Consider the following 19,654-nt stretch of genomic DNA (forward strand, 5'->3'; position numbering starts at 1 on the left):
ATCGCTCTTAGCTGAACTTAGAAAGAATGCTAGAAGCTTATGGCGTCTGCTCTCTTGTATGAATAACGTTACGCCAATAGTTTCAAGTTATAACTAAGAGAACCAACTACCTTTCTTACTTAATACAGAGTAAGTTATGAGAATAGAGACGACAGCTAAACCTAGCCCTACAAATATGTTATGAAATGATATGTATGTAGCGCAAATTAATGTCACTCCACAACTCATTTTTATGGCAATATTTTTGTTTGATTTTAACTCGAACATTTTTGACATACTAATAACTCCTTTTATTACACTGCAGGTTTATTGAAGGATATTTTTCTTTTTTACGCTGGAATATCCTTATTTTATGGGCTTCTATTAATAGCAAATTGTGTAAATTATTACCAATAATAAATATTATGCTAGGGTGGGTTGTCATATTGTTAGTAAAGGGTGGCTAGTTGTTAAATATCATTTGAATGCCCATTAATCGGCACCTTTAACTTAAATCAAGCAGCCTCAAAACCACCTAAACATCCTTTAATATATTTCATGTGCATTTTATAACCAAGAAGTGCTAGGTTAGTGGTAAATTAATTGAAGGAAATAATTATGAAATTAGAGTCATTAGCACTGCACCACGGTTACGAATCTGAGCCTACGACCAAATCGGCAGCCGTGCCTATTTATCACACTTCTTCTTATACATTTGACAATACGCAGCATGGCGCTGATTTATTCGATTTAAAAGTACCTGGAAATATTTACACCCGCATAATGAACCCAACCAATGCCGTACTTGAACAACGTATTGCTGCGATGGAAGGGGGCATTGGTGCGCTGGCTGTTGCCTCTGGGATGGCTGCTATTACGTATGCTATCCAATGTTTGTGTGAAGTAGGCACTAATATTGTGAGTACCAGCCAAGTATATGGTGGCACGTATAACTTATTTGCACATACCTTACCTAGGCAAGGTATTGAAGCGCGCATGATTAAAGCCGATGACTTTACCGCGTTCGAGAATGCAATTGACGACAACACCCGCGCTGTTTTTTGTGAATCTATTGGTAATCCGGCAGGCAATATTGTTGATATTGAACGCTTAGCACGTATTGCACACAGTAAAGGTGTGCCGCTTATTGTTGATAATACAGTAGCTACGCCGTATTTATGCCGCCCATTTGAGCTGGGCGCCGATATAGTGGTTCACTCACTTACTAAGTATATAAACGGGCATGGTACTGCCATTGGCGGCATGATTGTCGACTCTGGTAAGTTTGATTGGAAAGCCAACCCCACGCGCTTTGCAATGATGAACGAGCCCGATCCGTCGTATCACAATGTGGTGTATACCGAAGCCTTTGCTGAAGCTGCATTTATTGGACGTTGTAGAGTAGTGCCACTGAGAAATACCGGTGCAGCGCTTGCGCCTAAAAACGCATCTGACATTTTAATCGGCCTTGAAACATTAGGTTTAAGAATGGATCGCCACTGCGAAAATGCACAGCAGTTGGCTGAGTATTTAGAAAATCATCCAAAAGTGCTTTGGGTTAATTACGCAGGGTTAAAATCAAGTCCGTATAACGAAATGAGTCAAAAAATTACCAGTGGTAAAGCATCCGGTATTTTAAGCTTTGGTATTGCTGGTGGGCTAGAGGCTGGCACTCGTTTTATTGATGCACTAAACATGATTTTACGCTTAGTTAATATTGGCGATGCTAAGTCACTTGCGTGTCATCCTGCGTCAACCACACACCGCCAATTAAATGATGACGAATTAGCAAATGCAGGCGTAAGCCGCGATTTAATTCGTTTGTCAGTCGGTATTGAAAACATTGTAGATATAATGGCAGATGTAAGCCAAGCGCTCGATAAAGCTTAAAATTACATTAATTAGAAATGCTTGTTCAACTTTACTGTAAATACAGTATCGTTTGCTAAAAAGGTTTAGGTTTTCTAAACCTTTTTAGACATTCATTTAGCAACAGTGTAAATACAGGCGGTAGGCTAAATATTTATTACTTTAACCCAAATAAAAAGGGCTAAAAGTAGTGATTTTTCACAATAGTTGGTATGTTACAAGTAACATTTTATTTAATTGTGTGTGATGAAAAAAAACAAACGTTCTTCTCTTCAAGATATTGCCGATGCGGTTGGTGTAACCAAAATGACGGTGAGTCGTTATTTACGTAATCCCGAAAAAGTATCAGGGTCTACTCGCACTAAAATTAGCGCAGCTATTGATACGCTAGGCTACATTGCAAATAAAGCCCCTGATTTACTGTCTAATTCTAAAAGCTACTCTATTGGTGTACTAGTCCCATCGTTAACGAATCACGTGTTTGCTCAGGTGATAAGAGGCATTGAAGATGTGACAGGGCCTGCAGGATACCAAACAATGTTGGCCCATTATGGTTACAACCCTGAAATTGAAGAAAAACGGGTTGAGTATTTATTGTCGTACCACGTTGATGGTTTAATTTTATCAGAAACCACACACACAGACAGAACGTTAAAAATGATTGAAATGTCAGGCGTACCTGTGATTGAAATAATGGATACTCATCACTGTGCTATGCAACAAGCGGTTGGTTTTGATAACGTTAAAGCAGCTTTTGATATGACGACAGCGCTTTTAAATAAAGGCTATCGTAATATTGTTTATATAGGTGCAAGGCTTGATGTGCGAACACGGCTAAAATTTCAAGGTTATTCAGATGCTATGTTAGCTAAAGGCTTTACGCCTAATAGTGTGATGACTGATCAAGCTTCATCTTACAGTTTAGGCGCTGAACTTTTACAAAAAGCGCGTACTGACTACCCAAATACTGAATGTCTGTTTTGTACTAATGATGATTTAGCAATTGGGGCTATTTTTGAGTGCCAGCGAAACAATATTTTAGTGCCTAGCCAAATGGGGGTTGTGGGTTTTCATGGTCATGATATTGGCCAAGCAATGGTGCCTCAATTAGCAAGTGTGATCACCCCTCGTTATCAGATAGGTAATGTTGCGGGAAGAGAATTGCTGAGCCGAATTAATTCCGATTTGGATGCTAGCATTAATTATGAGCAAGTAATTGATACTGGTTATATAGTTCATCTAGGTGAAAGTGTTTAAATACTCTAATTACATGAGCTTAATTACCTGAGCCTAAATAACAAAAGGCTCAGGTGATTTTTATGTGTACGTTGATAACTCTACAACTGTAAATTTACAAAAACAGAGATATAACCATAGCGACAAGTGCGCCAACAGACCCAATAATGGTTTCCATTACTGTCCACGTTTTAAGAGTTTGCATTTCGCTCAAACCGAGATAGCGACTCGCTAACCAAAATCCTGAGTCGTTTACATGGGAGAGCACAATAGAGCCCCCACCAATAGCGATGGTGACAGCAGCAAGCTGCGCTCCATCAAGGCCTAAAGGCTGAAGCATTGGAATAATTAAGCCACACGCTGTAAGCATAGCTACTGTCGCTGAGCCTTGAATAACCCGCACAGCGGCTGATAATACAAAAGCGAGTATTACAATCGGTAAGCCTGAGCCTGCTAAGTAATTACCCAGTGCCGTACCTACCCCTGAATCAACTAATACTTGTTTAAATACCCCACCGGCACCAGTGACAAGAATAATAATTCCTGCAGGTTGTAAGGCACTACCACAAATTTCCATGATTCTAGCATTAGGGACACCGCGCCTTGCGCCGAGCAAATAAAATGCCATTAGGCAGGCAACTAAAATTGCTGTAAATGGATGACCTATAAAGGCTAACCAATTATATAAATCAGAGTCTTTTTCAACAAAGCGGCTACCAATAGTATTCAAACTAATCATAATTAATGGCAAAGCAATCAAACCTAATGCTAATCCAAAACTAGGTGTGCCTTTACCAACTCTTTGGTTATCGTCGATTTGTTCGTGCTGTGGGAGTTCTACATGAATAGATTTAGAAATAATAGAGCCCCAAATTGGACCTCCTATAATCATTGCCGGTATGGCAGCAATAAGGCCAAATAAAATCATATAACCATAGTCAGCGCCTAATTGAGAGGCAACCAAAATCGGCCCTGGCGCAGGAATAAGAAACGCCTGACAAGACGCTATCCCAGCAAGTAGCCCAATACCAATTTTAACAACGCTGCCACCGCCTTTTCTTACTACAGCAAAAACAATACCGATTAAAAGTACCACGGCCACATCAAAAAACAGGGGGAGGGCACAAATAAAGCCCGTAAAGGTAAGCGCCCAATTAGCGTTTTTTTCTCCAAAACGGTGTAAAAGTGTGTGGGCAATACGATCCAGCGCGCCGGTTTCTTCCATTACTTTGCCAAACATGGCGCCTAAAGCGACCACCACCGCTACAAAGCCTAGTGTTCCGGCCATTCCTTTTTGAATTGTAGCGGCAATTATTTCAGGGCTCATTCCTGAGAATAATCCTGCAATCATAGAAACAAGGATCAAAGAGACGACAGCATGTAGTCGTACTTTCATTACTAAAAAAAGCAATAAAAATATGGAGCCTGCCGCTGTTAGTATTAATGATAGATCTGACATTTTTCCCTACTTATATTCAGTGTGAATTATGATGTTTAGTGTGTGTTTAACTTCACTTTCGCATTTGTTACGGGTAACATGTTACCCGTAACTCAATATAATATATACATTGAAAATAATTAATTATTAAATTAAGGCGAGGGTAAATACATGAGTAACACAAATGTAGGTCGTGTTTATATTGTAATGGGGGTTTCAAGCACAGGAAAGTCAAGTGTGGGTGATGCATTAGCAAAGCGCATTGGCGCTAAATTTATCGACGGAGACGACTTACATCCCAAGGCTAATATATTAAAAATGTCATCTGGGCAGCCTTTAAATGATGCTGATCGTGTGCCTTGGCTAGAAAGAATACGTGATGCTGCATTTAGCATTGAAAAGAAAAATGAAGTCGCGGTAATAGTTTGCTCAGCATTAAAAAAGAAATACCGAGAACAAATATGTGACGGAAATATAGGCATTACCTTTTTACATCTTTATGGTGATTTTGAACTGGTTAAAAGCCGTATGCAGGACAGAAAAGGGCATTTTATGCCTGTTGATTTACTCAAAAGCCAATTTGAAGCGTTAGAAGTACCAAAAGAAGACGAGCCCAATGTTATAAATATAGATATTAATAACTCATTTGAGCAAGTAGTCAAAAGTTGTATTAGCGCAACTAAAATGAATAAGCACAACAAGTAAAAAGTTTTTAGTTAATCAGTTAACTGTTACTTTTAACATTTAGGGGCTTTATTTGTTATGGGTTAGCATCTGCTCGTGGTGTTTCTAAAATCGCTTTTTTTTCATCTTCAGATAATATTATCCAATCAAAAATTTCTTCGTTGGTACGGCCGCAACCGGTGCAGTAACCGCTGCGCCTTTCGCATATTCCTAAGCAATCGGTTTTAAATTTAGATGGTTTTTTGTTTTGATTTAATTGGCGCATAATTAAAGCCCTAACGGTGGTGCAATTTCAAAGCGAGTATTGAACCCATTACCTTCTTGATTGGTAGAGAGTGTAATGACAGGGGTTTTAGTATCAAGTACAAAGGTGCTGTAAATTGAACTTGCTGTTTCTTTTTGGCTTTCAAACCAACCTGTTGTGGTTAAGCATTGGCGTAATTGCTTAGCCAGTTTTTGATGAGACTTTACGGTTTGCGTTTGTGTATTAACGGGTGTTTGGCATTGGTAGCTTGCTTGCTCTGACTTATTTAAAGTAATCGTACAGCTTGCTCCAATAATATGAGTATTAGTACGCCATTGATTAGTAAACTGGTTATTTACTTTATCTGTTTTGATTGAATTAAAACCAGATTCATAACCATTTATTAGGTTATTTATGGTGCTGCATTCATCGGGTGTTACTGTGGTTTTTACAGACTGATTCGTTGTAGTAGTGGCTGCTGTAGTTGTAGTCTGATTAGTTTTGCTGGTACAGCCCGCTAAAATAAACGCGATAATAAGAGGAATAATATAGTTTTTCATAGTTCACAGTAACCGATTAATTGAGCCTCGCACTATACCATACATAATTTACTCAATTAAAAGCGAAAAACAAAAAGGCCCATAAAATATGAGCCTTTTGTAATTTTCTGTAACAGGTGCTATTTATGGCGACCTTGCAAGCATTTAACTACATCTTCAAGGGCTAAGCCTTGGCGTTGTAGCAATACGGTAAGGTGATAAATTAAATCAGCAGACTCGTTAGTTAGCTCATCGTTATCGTGTTTCATAGCGGCAAGGGCAACTTCTACGCCTTCTTCACCTACCTTTTGACAACTACGGCTTAAGTCTTTTGCAAATAATGAGGCAGTGTAGCTTTTTTTAGGGTCGTCGTTTTTACGCGCTACAATCACATCTTCTAACTGTGCTAAAAAGCTTAAACTTGGTTTTGCTTCATCGCCAAAACAGCTTTGTGTGCCTAAGTGGCACGTTGGGCCTTCTGGGTTGGCAAGTACTAAAATTGAATCGTAGTCACAATCGGTATGCACAGATACTACGTTTAAGTAGTTTTCTGATGACTCGCCTTTAGTCCATAAACGCGATTTTGAACGCGAGTAAAACGTTACCTTATTGGTATCAAGCGTAACGTTTAGTGCTTCGCTGTTCATAAAGCCTTGCATTAAAATAACACCCGAGCGGGCATCTTGAATAATAGCAGGGATCATTTCACTTTTAGCGAAATCGACTTGATCTTGGTTTTGTTGTGTTACTTGCATAATCTTGCTGCCACTTGGTTATCTGTTAAAAATTGTTTTAGTTCGCCAATGTTAATCACATTTTTATGAAAAACGCTGGCGGCTAATGCACCATCTACTTTGCTTTGTTTAAATACATCAACAAAATCTTGCATAGAGCCCGCACCGCCTGAGGCGATTAAAGGAATGTGACATAGCTCGCGAATTTTACTGAGTTGCTCGTTGTCGTAACCGTTACGAACGCCATCTTGGTTCATACAGTTTAATACGATTTCGCCTGCGCCTAAGTCTTGTACGCGTTTAACCCATTCTTGTGTTTTATGACGCGTACGGCTTGATGCATTAGGATCGCCGGTTAATTGATACACTAAATACTCGCCGGTAATTTCATCAAAAAAGCTGTCTATGCCGACTACAACACATTGCTTACCAAACTCATCGTGTAATTCTTTAATAAGTTCAGGGCGCGCAATAGCAGGGCTGTTAATGCTTATTTTGTCAGCACCGCGCTCAAGTACACGCGCTGCATCAGCGACAGATTTAATACCGCCCGCTACACAAAATGGAATATCAATATTGCGTGCAATACTCTCTACCCAGTTTACATCAAGTAGGCGTTTTTCAACGCTTGCACTGATCTCGTAAAAAACCAGTTCATCTGCGCCGGCTTCGCTGTAGGCTTTAGCCATTGTCAAAATGTCGCCAACAACTTCATGACCTTTAAACTTAACGCCTTTAACTACTTGGCCGTCTTTAACGTCTAAACACGGGATTATGCGTTTTGATAACATGCCAGTGCCTCCTCAACGCTAAATGCGCCATCAAGCAATGATTTACCTAAAATAACGCCGCCCACACCGAGCTCTTTAAGCTTTTTAATGTCATCTAGTGAGCTTACGCCCCCTGAGGCTTGCACTTTAATTGTGCTGTTGTGGCGAGTTAAATCTTCATATAATTCAAACGATGGACCCGTCATGGTGCCATCTTTACTGATGTCCGTACATAAAAAGTCGATAACACCTAAGCCCACGTAAAAATCTACCAGCTCAAGTAAACCAAATTCAGATTCACTTAACCAACCGTGCGTAGCAGGTGCCCAGCCCGTGGCTGTTTTATTTACATCAAGGGCAATTACAAAGTGCTCTGCGCCAAATTGTTCAATCCAGGCTTTTACTTGTTCGCGTTTTTCTACTGCCATTGAACCAATAACAACTTGGTTTGCACCGGCTTTTAGCCAATCACTTACATCTTGCTCTGAGCGAATACCGCCGCCCACTTGGTACGGTACGTTAAGTGCTTTGGTTGCAGCTTGAATATGTTTCCACTGCTTTTTATTTGGATCGCGTGCACCTTCTAAATCAACAAGGTGTAGTTTACCTGCGCCACTGTCGGCGTATTCTTTTAAACGCGCGCCAAGTTCGAAAGGGTAAAATTGTGCTGTGTCGTATTTACCTTGGTACAAGCGCACAATTTGATTTTGTAATACGTCTAATGCTGGAATAATCACAAATAATCTCTTTTTTGTTAGTTAATAGGCAGCTTATAACTGCCAATCAACAAAATTTTGTAATAAACGTGCGCCAACTTTTGCGCTGCGCTCTGGGTGAAATTGCATGCCCGCGTAATTGTCTTTTGCAACAATGGCTGAAAAGGTTTGACCATATTCGCCGCTCACGAGTGTGGCGTCGTTTACGGTGTGCGCAAAGCTGTGAACAAAATACACTTGCTCATCGAGCGTTAGCCCTTTAGTTAACGCATGCTCTTTGTTAACGCTTAAGTTATTCCAACCCATATGCGGCGACGTTAAATTGCCTACATCAAGCGCTTTTACTTGCCCTGGTATTTTACCTAGGCACTGTACGTTACCTTCTTCGGTGCTTTCGCACAGTAACTGCATACCTAAACAAATCCCCATAAGCGGGCGCTGGTATTCATTTATTGCTTGTTGCCAGCCGTTATCTACTAGGCGTTTCATAGCAACCGACGCATGGCCTACACCTGGCAATATAGCGCGCTCAAAACCCGCTAATTGCTCTGGTGATGTAATTACTGTTGGCGTTTGCCCTAGGCGTTCAAACGCAAAACGTACTGAATTTATATTGGCACAACCGGTATTAATTATGGCAATCATAAACATCCCTTAGAGCTGGCTGTTTGTTGGGTCGTGTCTTGTGCTACTGCCATGCGAAGCGCGCGTGAAAACGCTTTAAATAAACCTTCTACTTGGTGATGACAGTTACCGTCGCTTACCGATAAAATAAGGCTAATAGCGGCGTTATCACTTAAGCTTTTGAAAAAGTGCTCAACCATTTGTACGTCTAAATCACCTGCTTTTTCGCGGCTAAAGTTAGCGTTTAATACAAATGATGCACGACCTGATAAATCAATTTGTGCTTCGGCTTTACACTCATCCATAGGAAGAGCAAAACCATAGCGCGCAATTTGCGATTTAGTACCGAGGGCTTGTTTAAGTGCAACACCAAGAGCAATACCAATGTCTTCAACCAGGTGGTGCTCGTCTATGTGTAAATCGCCTTTGGCTTTAATGTTTAAACCAATGTTTGCGTGCGTACGAATTTGATCAAGCATGTGATCAAAAAAGCCAAGCCCGGTGTCTATGCTGCCATTTTTAGTTTGATCTAGGTTTATTGCCACATCAATTTGGGTTTCTTTGGTATTGCGTGTAACACGACCTTCGCGGTTTGCAGTGGTCAATTTAGTCACTATCGCACTCCAATCACCGTCGTATAAAATACCTTCACAACATAAGTTTTGAGCAAGGCCAATATCGGTCTGGCGATCGCCAATAACAAAAGAGCGTGCTAAATCTACTTTGCCTGAGCGCATAAGCTCGGTAAGTAAGCCTGTTTTAGGTTTACGGCAATCGCAGTTTTGCTCGTTAAAGTGAGGGCAAATTAATACTTCGTCAAAGCTAATGCCTTGGCTTTGCATTATGTCCATCATTTTGTCTTGTGCAATATCAAAGTCAGCAGTCGGGAAGCTATCTGTGCCTAAACCATCTTGGTTAGATACCATAACTAAACGGTAACCTGCAGCTTGTAATTGTAATAATGCAGGGATAACGCCAGGTAAAAATGCTAGCTTTTCAAGGCTATCTACCTGTTTGTCGGTAATTGGCTCTTCAATGATAGTGCCGTCGCGGTCGATAAATAAATAGGGGTTGCTCATGATACTTCGTTTCCTGCTAAAGATGCTGTGGTAGCTAGCGTTTGTAGACCATCTAACCAAATTTTTACTTGTTCAAGTTCTTGTTCACTGCCAATTGAAATTCGTAGCCAGTCGTCTTCACCGTATAGCGTAAAAGCGCGCATAACCAAACCTTGCTCAAGTGCAATTTTAAAATAGTTTTTATCGGCTAATTTTAAAGTAACAAAGTTACCTTCACCAGTGAGAATTTTTAATGCAGCAGGGGATGCGTTTAGCCAATCCACTAATTTAACTTTTAAGCTATTTAAAATAGTAACTTGGCGGCGCATTGATGTAATTGCATCGGGTGCAATTGCTTGGGCTGCAATGCTTGCTACTACGCCCGATACCGGATACGGCGCAATGACTTTACGAATTGGCGCAAGAGTTGCTGCTTGTGCAAGGGTAAAGCCTGTTCTAAGGCCTGCCAGCGCAAAGGCTTTAGAAAGCGTACGCAAAACCACTACATTACTAAATTCATTAATAAGCTTAGTCGCGCTTTGCTCAGGGCAAAACTCTATATAGGCTTCATCAACAATAACTAATGCTTTACCTGCAAGTGCTGTTGCAATCGCTTTTACTTTATCTAGTGGCGTTAAGCTACCCGTTGGGTTATTTGGGTTACAAATAAATACCAGTTTTGAGTTGCCAGCAGCTGCGACTATTTCGTCAGCACTGCCATTTAGTAATAACTCTTGGGTAAGCGCATTAATGCCAACGTTGTGTGTATCAGCCGTTACTTTGTACATACCGTAGGTTGGTAAAAATAGCGCAATACTATCTTCAGCTGGTTCACAATATGTGCGCACTAAAAGCTCAATGCCTTCATCTGCACCGCGCGTCATTAATACATTTTCGCTTTCAAGCTCTGTATAAGCTGCATACCTGTCAATAACCAGTTGCGGTTGAGGATCGGGGTAGCGATTTAAATCTTCAACACTCAGTTCAAGATTTTTAGCATACGGGCTTTCGTTAGCATTGAGCCACGTAGTACCGGTTAACTTTTCACTTTTTGCAGAGCTGTATGCAGCGAGGGCTGCAATATTTTTAGGTAATAAGCTAGACGCTTGTGCGCTCTCATTGCTCATTTTTAATTGCCTCTAAACGAATTGAAACCGCATTAGCGTGGGCATCAAGGCCTTCTGCATCTGCAAGTGGTAAAATAGCTTTTGAAAGCTGCGTTAAACCACTTTTAGTAATTGTTTGCACTGTGTATGTACGAAAAAAATCAAGTAAGTTTAAGCTCGAGTATGTTGCACTGTAACCATACGTTGGTAACACGTGGTTAGTACCTGATGCGTAATCGCCCGCTGATTCTGGCGTGTAGTCACCTACAAATACTGAGCCTGCGTTTTTAACTTTATCTAGGTATGGAGTTGCATCGCCTAGTTGTAAAATTAAGTGCTCTGGTCCGTATTGCGCCGATACATCAAATGCTTGCTCAATTGAATCAACCAAAATAAGCGATGAATTAGCGAGCGCTTGCTCGGCTGTTTCTTTGCGACTCAAATTAGCTAACTGGCGTGTAAGTGCCTGCTGAGTTTGCTCTATAATATTCTCACTGTTACATAATAAAATAACTTGCGAGTCTGCACCGTGCTCTGCTTGTGAGAGTAAATCGGCGGCTATAAATTCTGGGTTCGCACGTTCATCTGCAATAACTAATACTTCAGACGGACCTGCTGGCATATCAATTGCCATACCTGGAATAGTTTGCGCAACGAGCTGTTTAGCCATTGTTACAAAGCTATTACCTGGACCAAATATTTTGTTCACTTTAGGAACCGATTCGGTGCCATAAGCCATTGCTGCAATTGCGCCTGCGCCACCACTTTCTATCAAAGTAGTAATGCCACATAACTTAGCTGCATATAAAATAGCAGGGTTAATCGCTTTATCACCTTTTACCGGTGTAGCAAGTACAACGGTTTTTGCGCCACTTAACTGCGCTAATACACCCTGCATAATAACCGACGATGGCAGTGGAGCACTGCCACCGGGTACATAAATACCGACTGCTTCGATGGCTTGATATTTCAGTTCACATACAACGCCTGGTTGGGTCGATAATTTAATATCTTTTGGCAATTGTGCTTTGTGAAAACGTTTAACGTTTGCATAAGCGGTATCAATTGCGTATTTAAGCTCTGCACTTAGTGCTTGCTCTGATGCGTTAATTTCATCAAGCGGAACACATAAGCGAGGGTTAGATCTATTATCAAACCCTTTAGCCATGCTAAGTAAGGCTTCATCGCCTTGCTCTTTTACGTTAGCTAAAATAGTTTTGCATATAGCTTCAACCTTGGCACTGGCAGAAACTGCAGGGCGCATTAGCGCCGCTGCTTGTACTTGTGAAGATTCCTCATTCCAACGAAGCATGGCACTTACTCCATCATTTTTTCAATTGGCATAACTAAAATAGAGTTAGCGCCTAAGGCTTTTAACTGCTCCATTGTTTCCCAAAATAATGTTTCGCTGCTTACCATGTGAAGTGCTACGTATTCATCGTTACCAGCAAGGGCAAGTAGAGTAGGTTGACCAGAACCTGGTAAAATTTCACAAATTTCATCAAGTTTGTTTTTTGGTGCGTGTAGCATGATGTATTTGCTTTCTTTAGCTTGTCTAACACCACGTAGGCGCGGCATAAGCTTATTGATTAGTGCTAGTTTGTCAGCATCTTGAAGATCTTTATTTTGAATTAAACAGGCGTTTGATTCTAAAATTGTTTCGCCTTGAATTAAGCCGTTAGCTTCAAGTGTTGCGCCAGTAGATACTAAATCACAAATTGCATCAGATAAACCCGCACGCGGTGCTACTTCAACAGAACCCGTAAGCATTACTGTACTTGCGTTAATGCCTTCGCGCTTTAACCACTGAGTTAAAATTTCTGGGTAGGTAGTCGCAATACGTTTGCCTTCAAACCAGCTCTTATCGCGAGCGCCAAGCTCTTGTGGCCATGCAAGTGCAAGACGACAGTAACCAAAGTCTAGTTTTGAAAGTTTGGTTACTTCACTTGGAACACCTTGTCGTTCACGTTCTGCTTGAACTTCTACAAGTACGTTTTCGCCAACTATGCCTAAGTCACATACACCGTCCATTACTAAACCCGGAATATCGTCATCGCGCACACGTAGTACGTCAATTGGCATATTAGTTGAGTGTGCAATTAAGCGTTGTTCACGAAGGTTAAGTTTAACACCTAACTGTTTAAGCAGATCTTGACAATCTTTAGATAGGCGGCCGCCTTTTTGGATGGCGATACGTAGACGATTACTGTTGTTCATTATTCATTTTCCTTTAATTTAAAAACTAAAAACCCCGAGGGGAACCTCAGGGCGAAAATGAATCAATGTTATTTGAATCGCCAGAGGTTCCTTTTAGGAATAACCTCTCAGCGAAAGACCTGACAGGTTATTCCGGTGAATGGTGGTGATGATGTACTGTTGTCAGGTTTAAGCGCATTTTTTATCCTATGTAACTGCCCGTTGTTTTGTTAACGTGCAGTTGTTATCTGTTTAAATAAATTTCGCATTCATAAAAACATAAACAGCTATATTATGGCAAGTTTTTTTTAGCTTAATTAAAGCATATGTTATAACTGTCGATACTATTAAGATAATAAGCGCAATTTTCGCGAATAATTGTTTGTTTATTATTCAAATTAAGCATTTTGACAATCAAACAGTTAAAATAAGGAAGTATGTATGGATATTATGATTCCTTATTTAGGAAGAATAACTAGGCTAGAAGTTGAGACAAAAAGTGCTTTTCATATTGCGGGTGTGCAAAGTGGCGCTGCGGCTGAAAAAGTTGAACTAGAGAATAAAAAAAGGCGTGAGTTACAAAAAAAGAAAAATCTCAATATGCTTGATGATCAAAATAATAAAAAAAAGTCTAACTTAGATGGGGACGAAAATCCCCATTTAGATACATGGGCATAGGTTACAGTTAATAGTTTAAAGTTATTTGTAGATTGCTAGAATTCAAAAAGGGAAGCCTATTTACTAGGCTTCCCTTTTTTGTTGAACTAATTACTTCTGGCTTTTACTTTTGAATATATAAAAGCTAAATATAGCGAATACACAAACTTGAGCCGCAATACCTTGCCATGTCGATTTTATACCAAGCCATGCAATATCAAAGCTCATTGGTAGTGACGCAATACCTATTATATCGGCCTCTTGTAGTGCAATAACGGCTTTGCCCATAAGCATAAATGAGAGTGCAAATAATAGGTAAGTGGTAATTGCAAAAAACTTAGCAACCGGTAATTTAATTGAGTATTTAATTAATACCCACGTAATAATAGCCAGTATTGCTACACCGATGGCAAAACCCGATGCAATAGATGAATATTGAGCCGGCGAGCTTTGTGTTAATAATGACTGGTAAAATAGTACGGTTTCGAATACTTCACGGTATACGGCAATAAAAGAAAGCCCTGCTAACCCCCATAATGTACCCGACTCAAGACGCTTATCTATATTGTCTTTTATGTATTTTTGCCATTGTTGCGCACTGGTTTTACTGTGCATCCATACGCCAACATACAGTAAAATAACAGCGGCAAATAATGCACCTGCACCTTCCATAACTTCGCGACTTGCACCACTTATTTCTATTAATGTTTGCGCAGCAGCCCATGTTAAGCCACCTGCAATAAGTGCGGTTATCCAGCCAACATGTACATATTTAAGCGCATCTTGACGTTTAGTTTTAATAAGTACGGTCATAAGGGCAATAATAACGAGGAGTGCTTCTAAGCCTTCGCGTAGCAATATAACTAAACTTGCTGAGAGGAGTGCACCATCAGTTAGTTTGGTTTCGTTTAGCATGCTATCTGCTTTCGCGAGTTGAGCTAGCGCCGCACTTACTTTATCGCCAACGATGGCAGTATCTTTCTCGTTTTTGAAGGTTTGACGCAGGTTCATCAGTTGTACTTCGATGTTTTTACGCAAAGCTTCGTCGTAAGCATTTAAGTTATTTTCAACAAGTTCAAAGCCATCTAAGTATGCGCTAATTGCTAAGTCACTCGCTTGAGAGTAATTACCTTTAGCATGCGCGGCTTGCGCTGCAAGTAACTGCGTTCGAGTAACCGTTATCGGATTTTTTTTACCGGTAAATAATTGCTCTGGATTACCACGTAACCATTTAACGTAGTGTGCTTGCGCTTCACTTTGACCTGCCGATAATTGTGCAGGGTTTAGGTTTACAATTTGCGAAGCGGTAACATTTTGATCTACATTTTGCGGTTTTTTAACGTCTTTAAATGCCAAGCTACCAACATAAAAAGCTAAAGACCAACGTTGTTGTTCGTTAAATTGAGTAAACGCAACCATTGGCGTGTCGTTAATACCGTTACTTACAGCGTCAAACAAACCCATTAATGAGCGGTTAGTTGCGCGTTCTTCATCGGTAAAGTTGGTAGGCTCTGGTGATAAGTTTTTTGCAAGCGGGCCGTCGCCTTGACCACTTGGGCCGTGACACATTGAACAGTTAGCAGCAAAAAGCGCTTTGGTTTGCTCAACAGGTAGTAGTGACGTAGGTAACGATAGCTGCGGCATAAAGACAAGAAGTGATTCACGAAGCGCAGAGCTTGCTGCGCGTACATCGGCAACGCTTGCTTTATTGGCAATCGCTGAATGCAAGGCTTTAGCTTGTACCTTTACTGTGTCGAACTCATTTGTTTGGCTTGATAGCTGTCCAGCTTGCTCAATAATAACGTGCGCAAATTCAGTCATTTCTTGATATTCGTCGGGGTCGAGTATTTCACCATTCCCAACAGCTGCTACGTAATCAACACCTACGTACTCTGCAAGCTGTGCAATTTGCTTTATTTTTATTTGTTGATCGGGTGAGGCAGAAACGCTAAAGCTTGCCGTCATCATGATCAAAAGTGCAAAAATGAAATTAAGCTGACGCTTGCTTACAGACACAAAGTTAATAAACATGTGAGAATTATTTATGGACATTGAAAAGCCCTGCAGAGGAAAAGCCAAAATTATAATTGTTTTCATTTGCATTTCAAGCAGATTAATTTAAACAAAGCAGATAAATAAAAAGGATAACAATTTATATAACTTTAAAGTGTTTTTGTAACACGAGAGTAACAGTAACCAAGTGATTTTTATAATAACTTGGTTACTGAATGTGTTGCGGACAAAGTATTTATTACTTGGCTTGCTCAGCTGACTTAATGCTGCTTTGAATAAGCGGCGAAATAGTTAAGCCTTGTACAATAATAGAAAATATAACCACAACGTAAGTAACAATAACGATTAAGTTATGTAGGTCTGAACCGCCTACAAAAACTTGCTCGCGTGGTATAGCTGCGGCCATTGCCAGTGCAAGGCCACCACGTAGTCCACCCCAGGTTAAAATTTTAACACTGTGTTTATCGTAAGTCCTAAAGCGTTTAAAAATTACAAATGGTGCGCCTACACTTATAAAGCGTGCAAGTAATACCGCAGGTACCATTAATAAGCCTAAACCTATTTCGCCAATAGTGATTGGCATAGTAACTATCAACATACCTATTATTAAAAACAGTAGGGCATTTAAAAAGCTGTCGGTTGCATGCCAAAAGTCTTTTACGTAGCGTGTGTCTTCAGGGCCTGTGCGCTCAGTTGCTTTAGTGCGGGTGATATTACCCATTAATATGCCGCTCGTTACCATAGCAAGTGCGCCAGATATTTCCCAAATATTTGCAGCAGCAAAACCTGCGGTAGGAATCGTTAAGGTAATTAATAAGCGAATGTTTACATCGCGGCTATTAATAATTAAAAAGTGGCCAACTAATGCAATGACTAAACCAAATGCAATACCCCCTATGGCATCAACAAAGAATAGCTCTGCTATGTCGCCAAATTGTGCATCGGTACCATAAAAAGCAACTGAGAATATAGTGGTAAATATAACTAAACCGATACCATCGTTAAATAGCGACTCACCTTCTACTTGAACTGAAATACCTTCTGGTGCTCTCATTTGTTTAATAATAGCAAGTACAGCAATAGGGTCGGTTGGACTAATAAGCGCGCCAAACAATAAACAATAAATAAAAGGAACATCAAAACCAAAAACGGGGAATAAATAAAAGCTTAAATAGCCCACTATAAATGTGGAAGCAATGGTTGAAAATAATACCAGAGCAGTAATTTCCCATCGCTGCTTACGTAGGGCAAGTAGGTTTATTTCGAGCGCACCCGCGTAGAGTAAAAACCCCAACATGCCTTTAAGTAATAACTCGTTAAAGTTAATACTGGAAACAATTTGGGTCATTGCTAATGCATTTTGATCGCCTAATAATTTAACTGCAATGATCAGCAATAAAGAAATAACCACAGAGCCCGTTGTAATGGCAATAGTAGTTTGCATTTTGAGGATGTACTGGTTTGCAAAGGCTATAAATATTGCAATTGCAGAGAGAAAGCAAATGAGGTACCAAGCATTCATTGATTAACCTTAACTATTTTTTAAACGACACACAAAAAGGAGGATTATAAACCCGCGTATGGTACTCCTGTAATATTTGAGAGTCACAGTATTTATACCTTTATATCGCTTTTAATAAGGATTATTTTTAGTAAGAGTTAATAACAAATTAGGCTTTGTAAATATTGTCATCAATAAATTAAATGTACGTTATAAATACAGAGTGTATTGTAAAATCGAATAATGAATCACTCCCTAAGCTCGAATAATAAAACGCACGTTAACCCATAAAATAAAAGTCGATTTTGTAATTACTTGCCCTAAATGCTTTGCTTACGTAAAATCCCGCTATTATTTATTTTAAAGTGATTGGTATTATCAAACAGCTGTTTAGTGCAACCGGGCCTTTGGCGTCATCGTTAGATGGATATACGCCTCGCCAACCACAAATTGATATGGCAGTAGCTGTTGCAGATGCATTAAAAAACAGTTCGCAATTAGTTGTTGAAGCAGGCACGGGTACTGGTAAAACATTTGCATATTTAGCCCCTGCACTTAAATCAAAAGGCCGAACGATAATATCGACTGGCTCTAAAGCCTTACAAGAGCAGTTATACCACCGCGATTTACCTCAATTAGTAAAAGCGCTTAGTGCTTCTAAAAAAACCGCCTTATTAAAAGGGCGTGCCAATTACTTATGCACCTACCGACTAAACCAGCATGTTGCGCATGTACCTACTGACGACTCCGACGTAATGCACCAACTAGCCATGGTGGCTAAGTTTGCCAGTGAAACGCAGTCAGGCGATTTAGCCGATTGTATTGGTATAGAAGATGATGCCAAAGTGCTGCCTTATGTAAACTCAACAGCCGATAATTGTTTAGGCAAAGAATGCCCAGACTTTCAAAGCTGCTATATACGTAAAGCACGTTTAACAGCAGCAGATGCTGATGTGGTTGTTATTAACCACCATTTGTTTTTTGCCGACATGGCCGTAAAAGAAAGTGGCTTTGCTGAACTTATGCCAAAAGCCGATGCGTATATATTTGATGAAGCCCATCAGTTAAGTGAAATTGCCAGTGATTATTTTGGTGAGAGTATTAGCACTAAAAAGCTGGTGGATTTAATTAATGATTTACGTGCTATTTATCGAGCCGAAATTCCCGATATGCTGCAGCTAGGTAAAAGCTTAAATAAGCTTGAAACAAGCGTTGCTGATTTACGATTACAGTTTGGTGTTGATGGCAGTAGAGGCGATTGGCGAGAAAAGCTAAGTGATAAACAAATATGTGCGGCGCTTCATCGCGTCATTAGTGATTTAGATTTTGTTTACCAAGTACTTAAACTTTGCCTAGATAGAAGCGATAAAATAGAGCACCCGTTTGAGCGTGCTCTTGCATTTAAAGGGCAGTTAGAACGCGTTTTTGATACTGCTCAAACCGGTTTTAGTTACTGGTATGAAACAACGCGCCGTTATTTAACAATAAATATAACGCCATTAAATGTTTCAGCTAAGTTTGCTCAAATGATGCAAGACACGGGCGCAGGCTTTGTATTTACATCAGCAACACTTTCGGTCGACAACAAACTAGAGCACTTTAATGCAAGCCTTGGTTTAAAACCAAAGCAAAGCATGATGGTAGATAGCCCGTTTGATTACCCTAATCAGGCGCTGCTGTGTTTACCGCGTTATTTACCTGAATCGCACGCGGATAATATGCCGCATGCGATTGTAAAACTAACGCTTGAGCTTATAAAATCAGCACAAGGGCGTTGTTTCGTCCTGTTTACAAGCTATAGAATGATGCACTTAGTTGCCGAAGGACTCACCACACAAATAGACTACCCAGTTTACATGCAAGGGCAAATGTCTAAGCGTATTATTTTAGAGAAATTTACGCGCCATGGAAATGCGGTATTACTCGGCACGGCTTCTTTTTGGGAAGGCGTTGATGTACGCGGCAGTACGTTAAGCTGTGTTATTATAGACAAATTGCCATTTGCAGCCCCTGACGATCCATTACTACAAGCTAAAATGCAAGATTGCCAAATGCAGGGTAAAGACCCTTTTTCACACATACAATTACCGCAGGCTGTTATTGCGCTAAAACAAGGTGTAGGGCGTTTAATTCGAGATAGTAAAGACAAAGGCGTACTTGTAATATGCGATAATCGCTTAGTTACACGCCAATATGGCCAAGTATTTTTAAAAAGCTTACCGCCGATGCGCCGCACGCGAAGCTTAGAAGATGCCAATACATTTTTAAAACAAATTAATTAGAGTAATAA

The 19,654-nt window shown here is 40.2% G+C and carries 18 protein-coding genes; 5 read left to right on the forward strand and 13 right to left on the reverse strand.

The window, feature by feature from the left end; genetic code table 11:
* The first annotated feature begins 597 nt into the window (after positions 1–597).
* Entirely contained in the window at positions 598–1,869 is a 1,272-nt protein-coding gene (locus I6F50_RS08880; protein WP_197139400.1) for an O-acetylhomoserine aminocarboxypropyltransferase/cysteine synthase family protein, read from the forward strand.
* Positions 1,870–2,094: 225 nt separating this feature from the next.
* Positions 2,095–3,105 carry a gluconate operon transcriptional repressor GntR gene (gntR, locus tag I6F50_RS08885; RefSeq protein ID WP_197139401.1) on the forward strand — a complete coding sequence of 337 codons (1,011 nt, stop codon included), beginning with the start codon at positions 2,095–2,097 and terminating at the stop codon, positions 3,103–3,105.
* 94 nt (positions 3,106–3,199) lie between these two features.
* Here gntR and gntU read toward each other — a convergent pair whose 3' ends face one another.
* A complete protein-coding gene (gene gntU, locus I6F50_RS08890; protein WP_197175977.1) occupies positions 3,200–4,543 on the reverse strand; it encodes a gluconate transporter in 1,344 nt (447 codons plus the stop codon).
* A gap of 150 nt (positions 4,544–4,693) precedes the next feature.
* Between gntU and I6F50_RS08895 the strand changes: the two genes are divergently transcribed.
* Positions 4,694–5,227 (forward strand): gluconokinase, encoded by a 534-nt coding sequence (locus I6F50_RS08895; RefSeq protein ID WP_197118961.1) that lies wholly within the window; start codon positions 4,694–4,696, stop codon positions 5,225–5,227.
* Positions 5,228–5,282: 55 nt separating this feature from the next.
* Here I6F50_RS08895 and I6F50_RS08900 read toward each other — a convergent pair whose 3' ends face one another.
* From I6F50_RS08900 to hisG, 10 genes are all read right to left on the reverse strand, one after another.
* Positions 5,283–5,471: a DUF1289 domain-containing protein gene (locus I6F50_RS08900; RefSeq protein WP_197118962.1), complete on the reverse strand. Its 189-nt coding sequence runs from the start codon at positions 5,469–5,471 to the stop codon at positions 5,283–5,285.
* 2 nt (positions 5,472–5,473) lie between these two features.
* Positions 5,474–6,010, reverse strand: a complete 537-nt coding sequence (locus tag I6F50_RS08905) for a hypothetical protein (RefSeq protein WP_197175979.1) — start codon at positions 6,008–6,010, stop codon at positions 5,474–5,476.
* 119 nt (positions 6,011–6,129) lie between these two features.
* The gene (gene hisIE, locus I6F50_RS08910) at positions 6,130–6,744 is read right to left on the reverse strand and encodes a bifunctional phosphoribosyl-AMP cyclohydrolase/phosphoribosyl-ATP diphosphatase HisIE (RefSeq protein WP_197175989.1); all 615 of its coding nucleotides are present in this window, start codon (positions 6,742–6,744) and stop codon (positions 6,130–6,132) included.
* A complete protein-coding gene (hisF, locus tag I6F50_RS08915; RefSeq protein ID WP_197175991.1) occupies positions 6,735–7,514 on the reverse strand; it encodes an imidazole glycerol phosphate synthase subunit HisF in 780 nt (259 codons plus the stop codon). Before hisF ends, hisIE begins: the two co-directional genes overlap by 10 nt.
* On the reverse strand, positions 7,496–8,230 hold the full coding sequence (locus I6F50_RS08920) for a 1-(5-phosphoribosyl)-5-[(5-phosphoribosylamino)methylideneamino] imidazole-4-carboxamide isomerase (protein WP_197111929.1): 735 nt from the start codon (positions 8,228–8,230) through the stop codon (positions 7,496–7,498). The genes hisF and I6F50_RS08920 overlap by 19 nt, the downstream gene beginning before the upstream one ends.
* Positions 8,231–8,263: 33 nt before the next feature.
* The gene (gene hisH, locus I6F50_RS08925) at positions 8,264–8,854 is read right to left on the reverse strand and encodes an imidazole glycerol phosphate synthase subunit HisH (RefSeq protein WP_002960265.1); all 591 of its coding nucleotides are present in this window, start codon (positions 8,852–8,854) and stop codon (positions 8,264–8,266) included.
* A complete protein-coding gene (gene hisB / locus I6F50_RS08930) occupies positions 8,851–9,912 on the reverse strand; it encodes a bifunctional histidinol-phosphatase/imidazoleglycerol-phosphate dehydratase HisB (protein WP_182724733.1) in 1,062 nt (353 codons plus the stop codon). Before hisB ends, hisH begins: the two co-directional genes overlap by 4 nt.
* Entirely contained in the window at positions 9,909–11,018 is a 1,110-nt protein-coding gene (hisC, locus tag I6F50_RS08935) for a histidinol-phosphate transaminase (RefSeq protein WP_197175993.1), read from the reverse strand. Before hisC ends, hisB begins: the two co-directional genes overlap by 4 nt.
* Complete coding sequence (gene hisD, locus I6F50_RS08940; protein ID WP_197175995.1) at positions 11,008–12,309, reverse strand: histidinol dehydrogenase; 1,302 nt, start codon at positions 12,307–12,309, stop codon at positions 11,008–11,010. Before hisD ends, hisC begins: the two co-directional genes overlap by 11 nt.
* 5 nt (positions 12,310–12,314) lie before the next feature.
* Positions 12,315–13,214, reverse strand: a complete 900-nt coding sequence (gene hisG, locus I6F50_RS08945; protein WP_007580644.1) for an ATP phosphoribosyltransferase — start codon at positions 13,212–13,214, stop codon at positions 12,315–12,317.
* Positions 13,215–13,634: 420 nt separating this feature from the next.
* Between hisG and I6F50_RS08950 the strand changes: the two genes are divergently transcribed.
* Positions 13,635–13,871, forward strand: a complete 237-nt coding sequence (locus I6F50_RS08950) for a hypothetical protein (protein ID WP_197118969.1) — start codon at positions 13,635–13,637, stop codon at positions 13,869–13,871.
* A gap of 90 nt (positions 13,872–13,961) precedes the next feature.
* Here I6F50_RS08950 and I6F50_RS08955 read toward each other — a convergent pair whose 3' ends face one another.
* Positions 13,962–15,818 carry a cytochrome c/FTR1 family iron permease gene (locus I6F50_RS08955; RefSeq protein WP_197176019.1) on the reverse strand — a complete coding sequence of 619 codons (1,857 nt, stop codon included), beginning with the start codon at positions 15,816–15,818 and terminating at the stop codon, positions 13,962–13,964.
* Between the two features lie 283 nt (positions 15,819–16,101).
* On the reverse strand, positions 16,102–17,385 hold the full coding sequence (locus I6F50_RS08960) for a sodium:proton antiporter (protein ID WP_197118970.1): 1,284 nt from the start codon (positions 17,383–17,385) through the stop codon (positions 16,102–16,104).
* Between the two features lie 344 nt (positions 17,386–17,729).
* Between I6F50_RS08960 and I6F50_RS08965 the strand changes: the two genes are divergently transcribed.
* Positions 17,730–19,646, forward strand: a complete 1,917-nt coding sequence (locus I6F50_RS08965; RefSeq protein WP_197118971.1) for an ATP-dependent DNA helicase — start codon at positions 17,730–17,732, stop codon at positions 19,644–19,646.
* Positions 19,647–19,654 lie beyond the last annotated feature (8 nt).

It is taken from the genome of Pseudoalteromonas sp. NZS127_1, assembly GCF_015864295.1.
GTDB lineage: Bacteria > Pseudomonadota > Gammaproteobacteria > Enterobacterales > Alteromonadaceae > Pseudoalteromonas > Pseudoalteromonas arctica.

Bases quoted from the DNA above. Each gene is read 5' to 3' on its own strand.
- hisF (WP_197175991.1), bottom strand. From the start codon at position 7,514: ATGTTATCAAAACGCATAATCCCGTGTTTAGACGTTAAAGACGGCCAA.
- hisIE (WP_197175989.1), bottom strand. From the start codon at position 6,744: ATGCAAGTAACACAACAAAACCAAGATCAAGTCGATTTCGCTAAAAGT.
- I6F50_RS08900 (WP_197118962.1), bottom strand. From the start codon at position 5,471: ATGCGCCAATTAAATCAAAACAAAAAACCATCTAAATTTAAAACCGAT.
- hisG (WP_007580644.1), bottom strand. From the start codon at position 13,214: ATGAACAACAGTAATCGTCTACGTATCGCCATCCAAAAAGGCGGCCGC.
- gntU (WP_197175977.1), bottom strand. From the start codon at position 4,543: ATGTCAGATCTATCATTAATACTAACAGCGGCAGGCTCCATATTTTTA.
- hisH (WP_002960265.1), bottom strand. From the start codon at position 8,854: ATGATTGCCATAATTAATACCGGTTGTGCCAATATAAATTCAGTACGT.
- I6F50_RS08960 (WP_197118970.1), bottom strand. From the start codon at position 17,385: ATGAATGCTTGGTACCTCATTTGCTTTCTCTCTGCAATTGCAATATTT.
- hisC (WP_197175993.1), bottom strand. From the start codon at position 11,018: ATGAGCAATGAGAGCGCACAAGCGTCTAGCTTATTACCTAAAAATATT.
- I6F50_RS08955 (WP_197176019.1), bottom strand. From the start codon at position 15,818: ATGATGACGGCAAGCTTTAGCGTTTCTGCCTCACCCGATCAACAAATA.
- I6F50_RS08895 (WP_197118961.1), top strand. From the start codon at position 4,694: ATGAGTAACACAAATGTAGGTCGTGTTTATATTGTAATGGGGGTTTCA.
- I6F50_RS08880 (WP_197139400.1), top strand. From the start codon at position 598: ATGAAATTAGAGTCATTAGCACTGCACCACGGTTACGAATCTGAGCCT.
- hisD (WP_197175995.1), bottom strand. From the start codon at position 12,309: ATGCTTCGTTGGAATGAGGAATCTTCACAAGTACAAGCAGCGGCGCTA.
- I6F50_RS08905 (WP_197175979.1), bottom strand. From the start codon at position 6,010: ATGAAAAACTATATTATTCCTCTTATTATCGCGTTTATTTTAGCGGGC.
- I6F50_RS08950 (WP_197118969.1), top strand. From the start codon at position 13,635: ATGGATATTATGATTCCTTATTTAGGAAGAATAACTAGGCTAGAAGTT.
- gntR (WP_197139401.1), top strand. From the start codon at position 2,095: ATGAAAAAAAACAAACGTTCTTCTCTTCAAGATATTGCCGATGCGGTT.
- hisB (WP_182724733.1), bottom strand. From the start codon at position 9,912: ATGAGCAACCCCTATTTATTTATCGACCGCGACGGCACTATCATTGAA.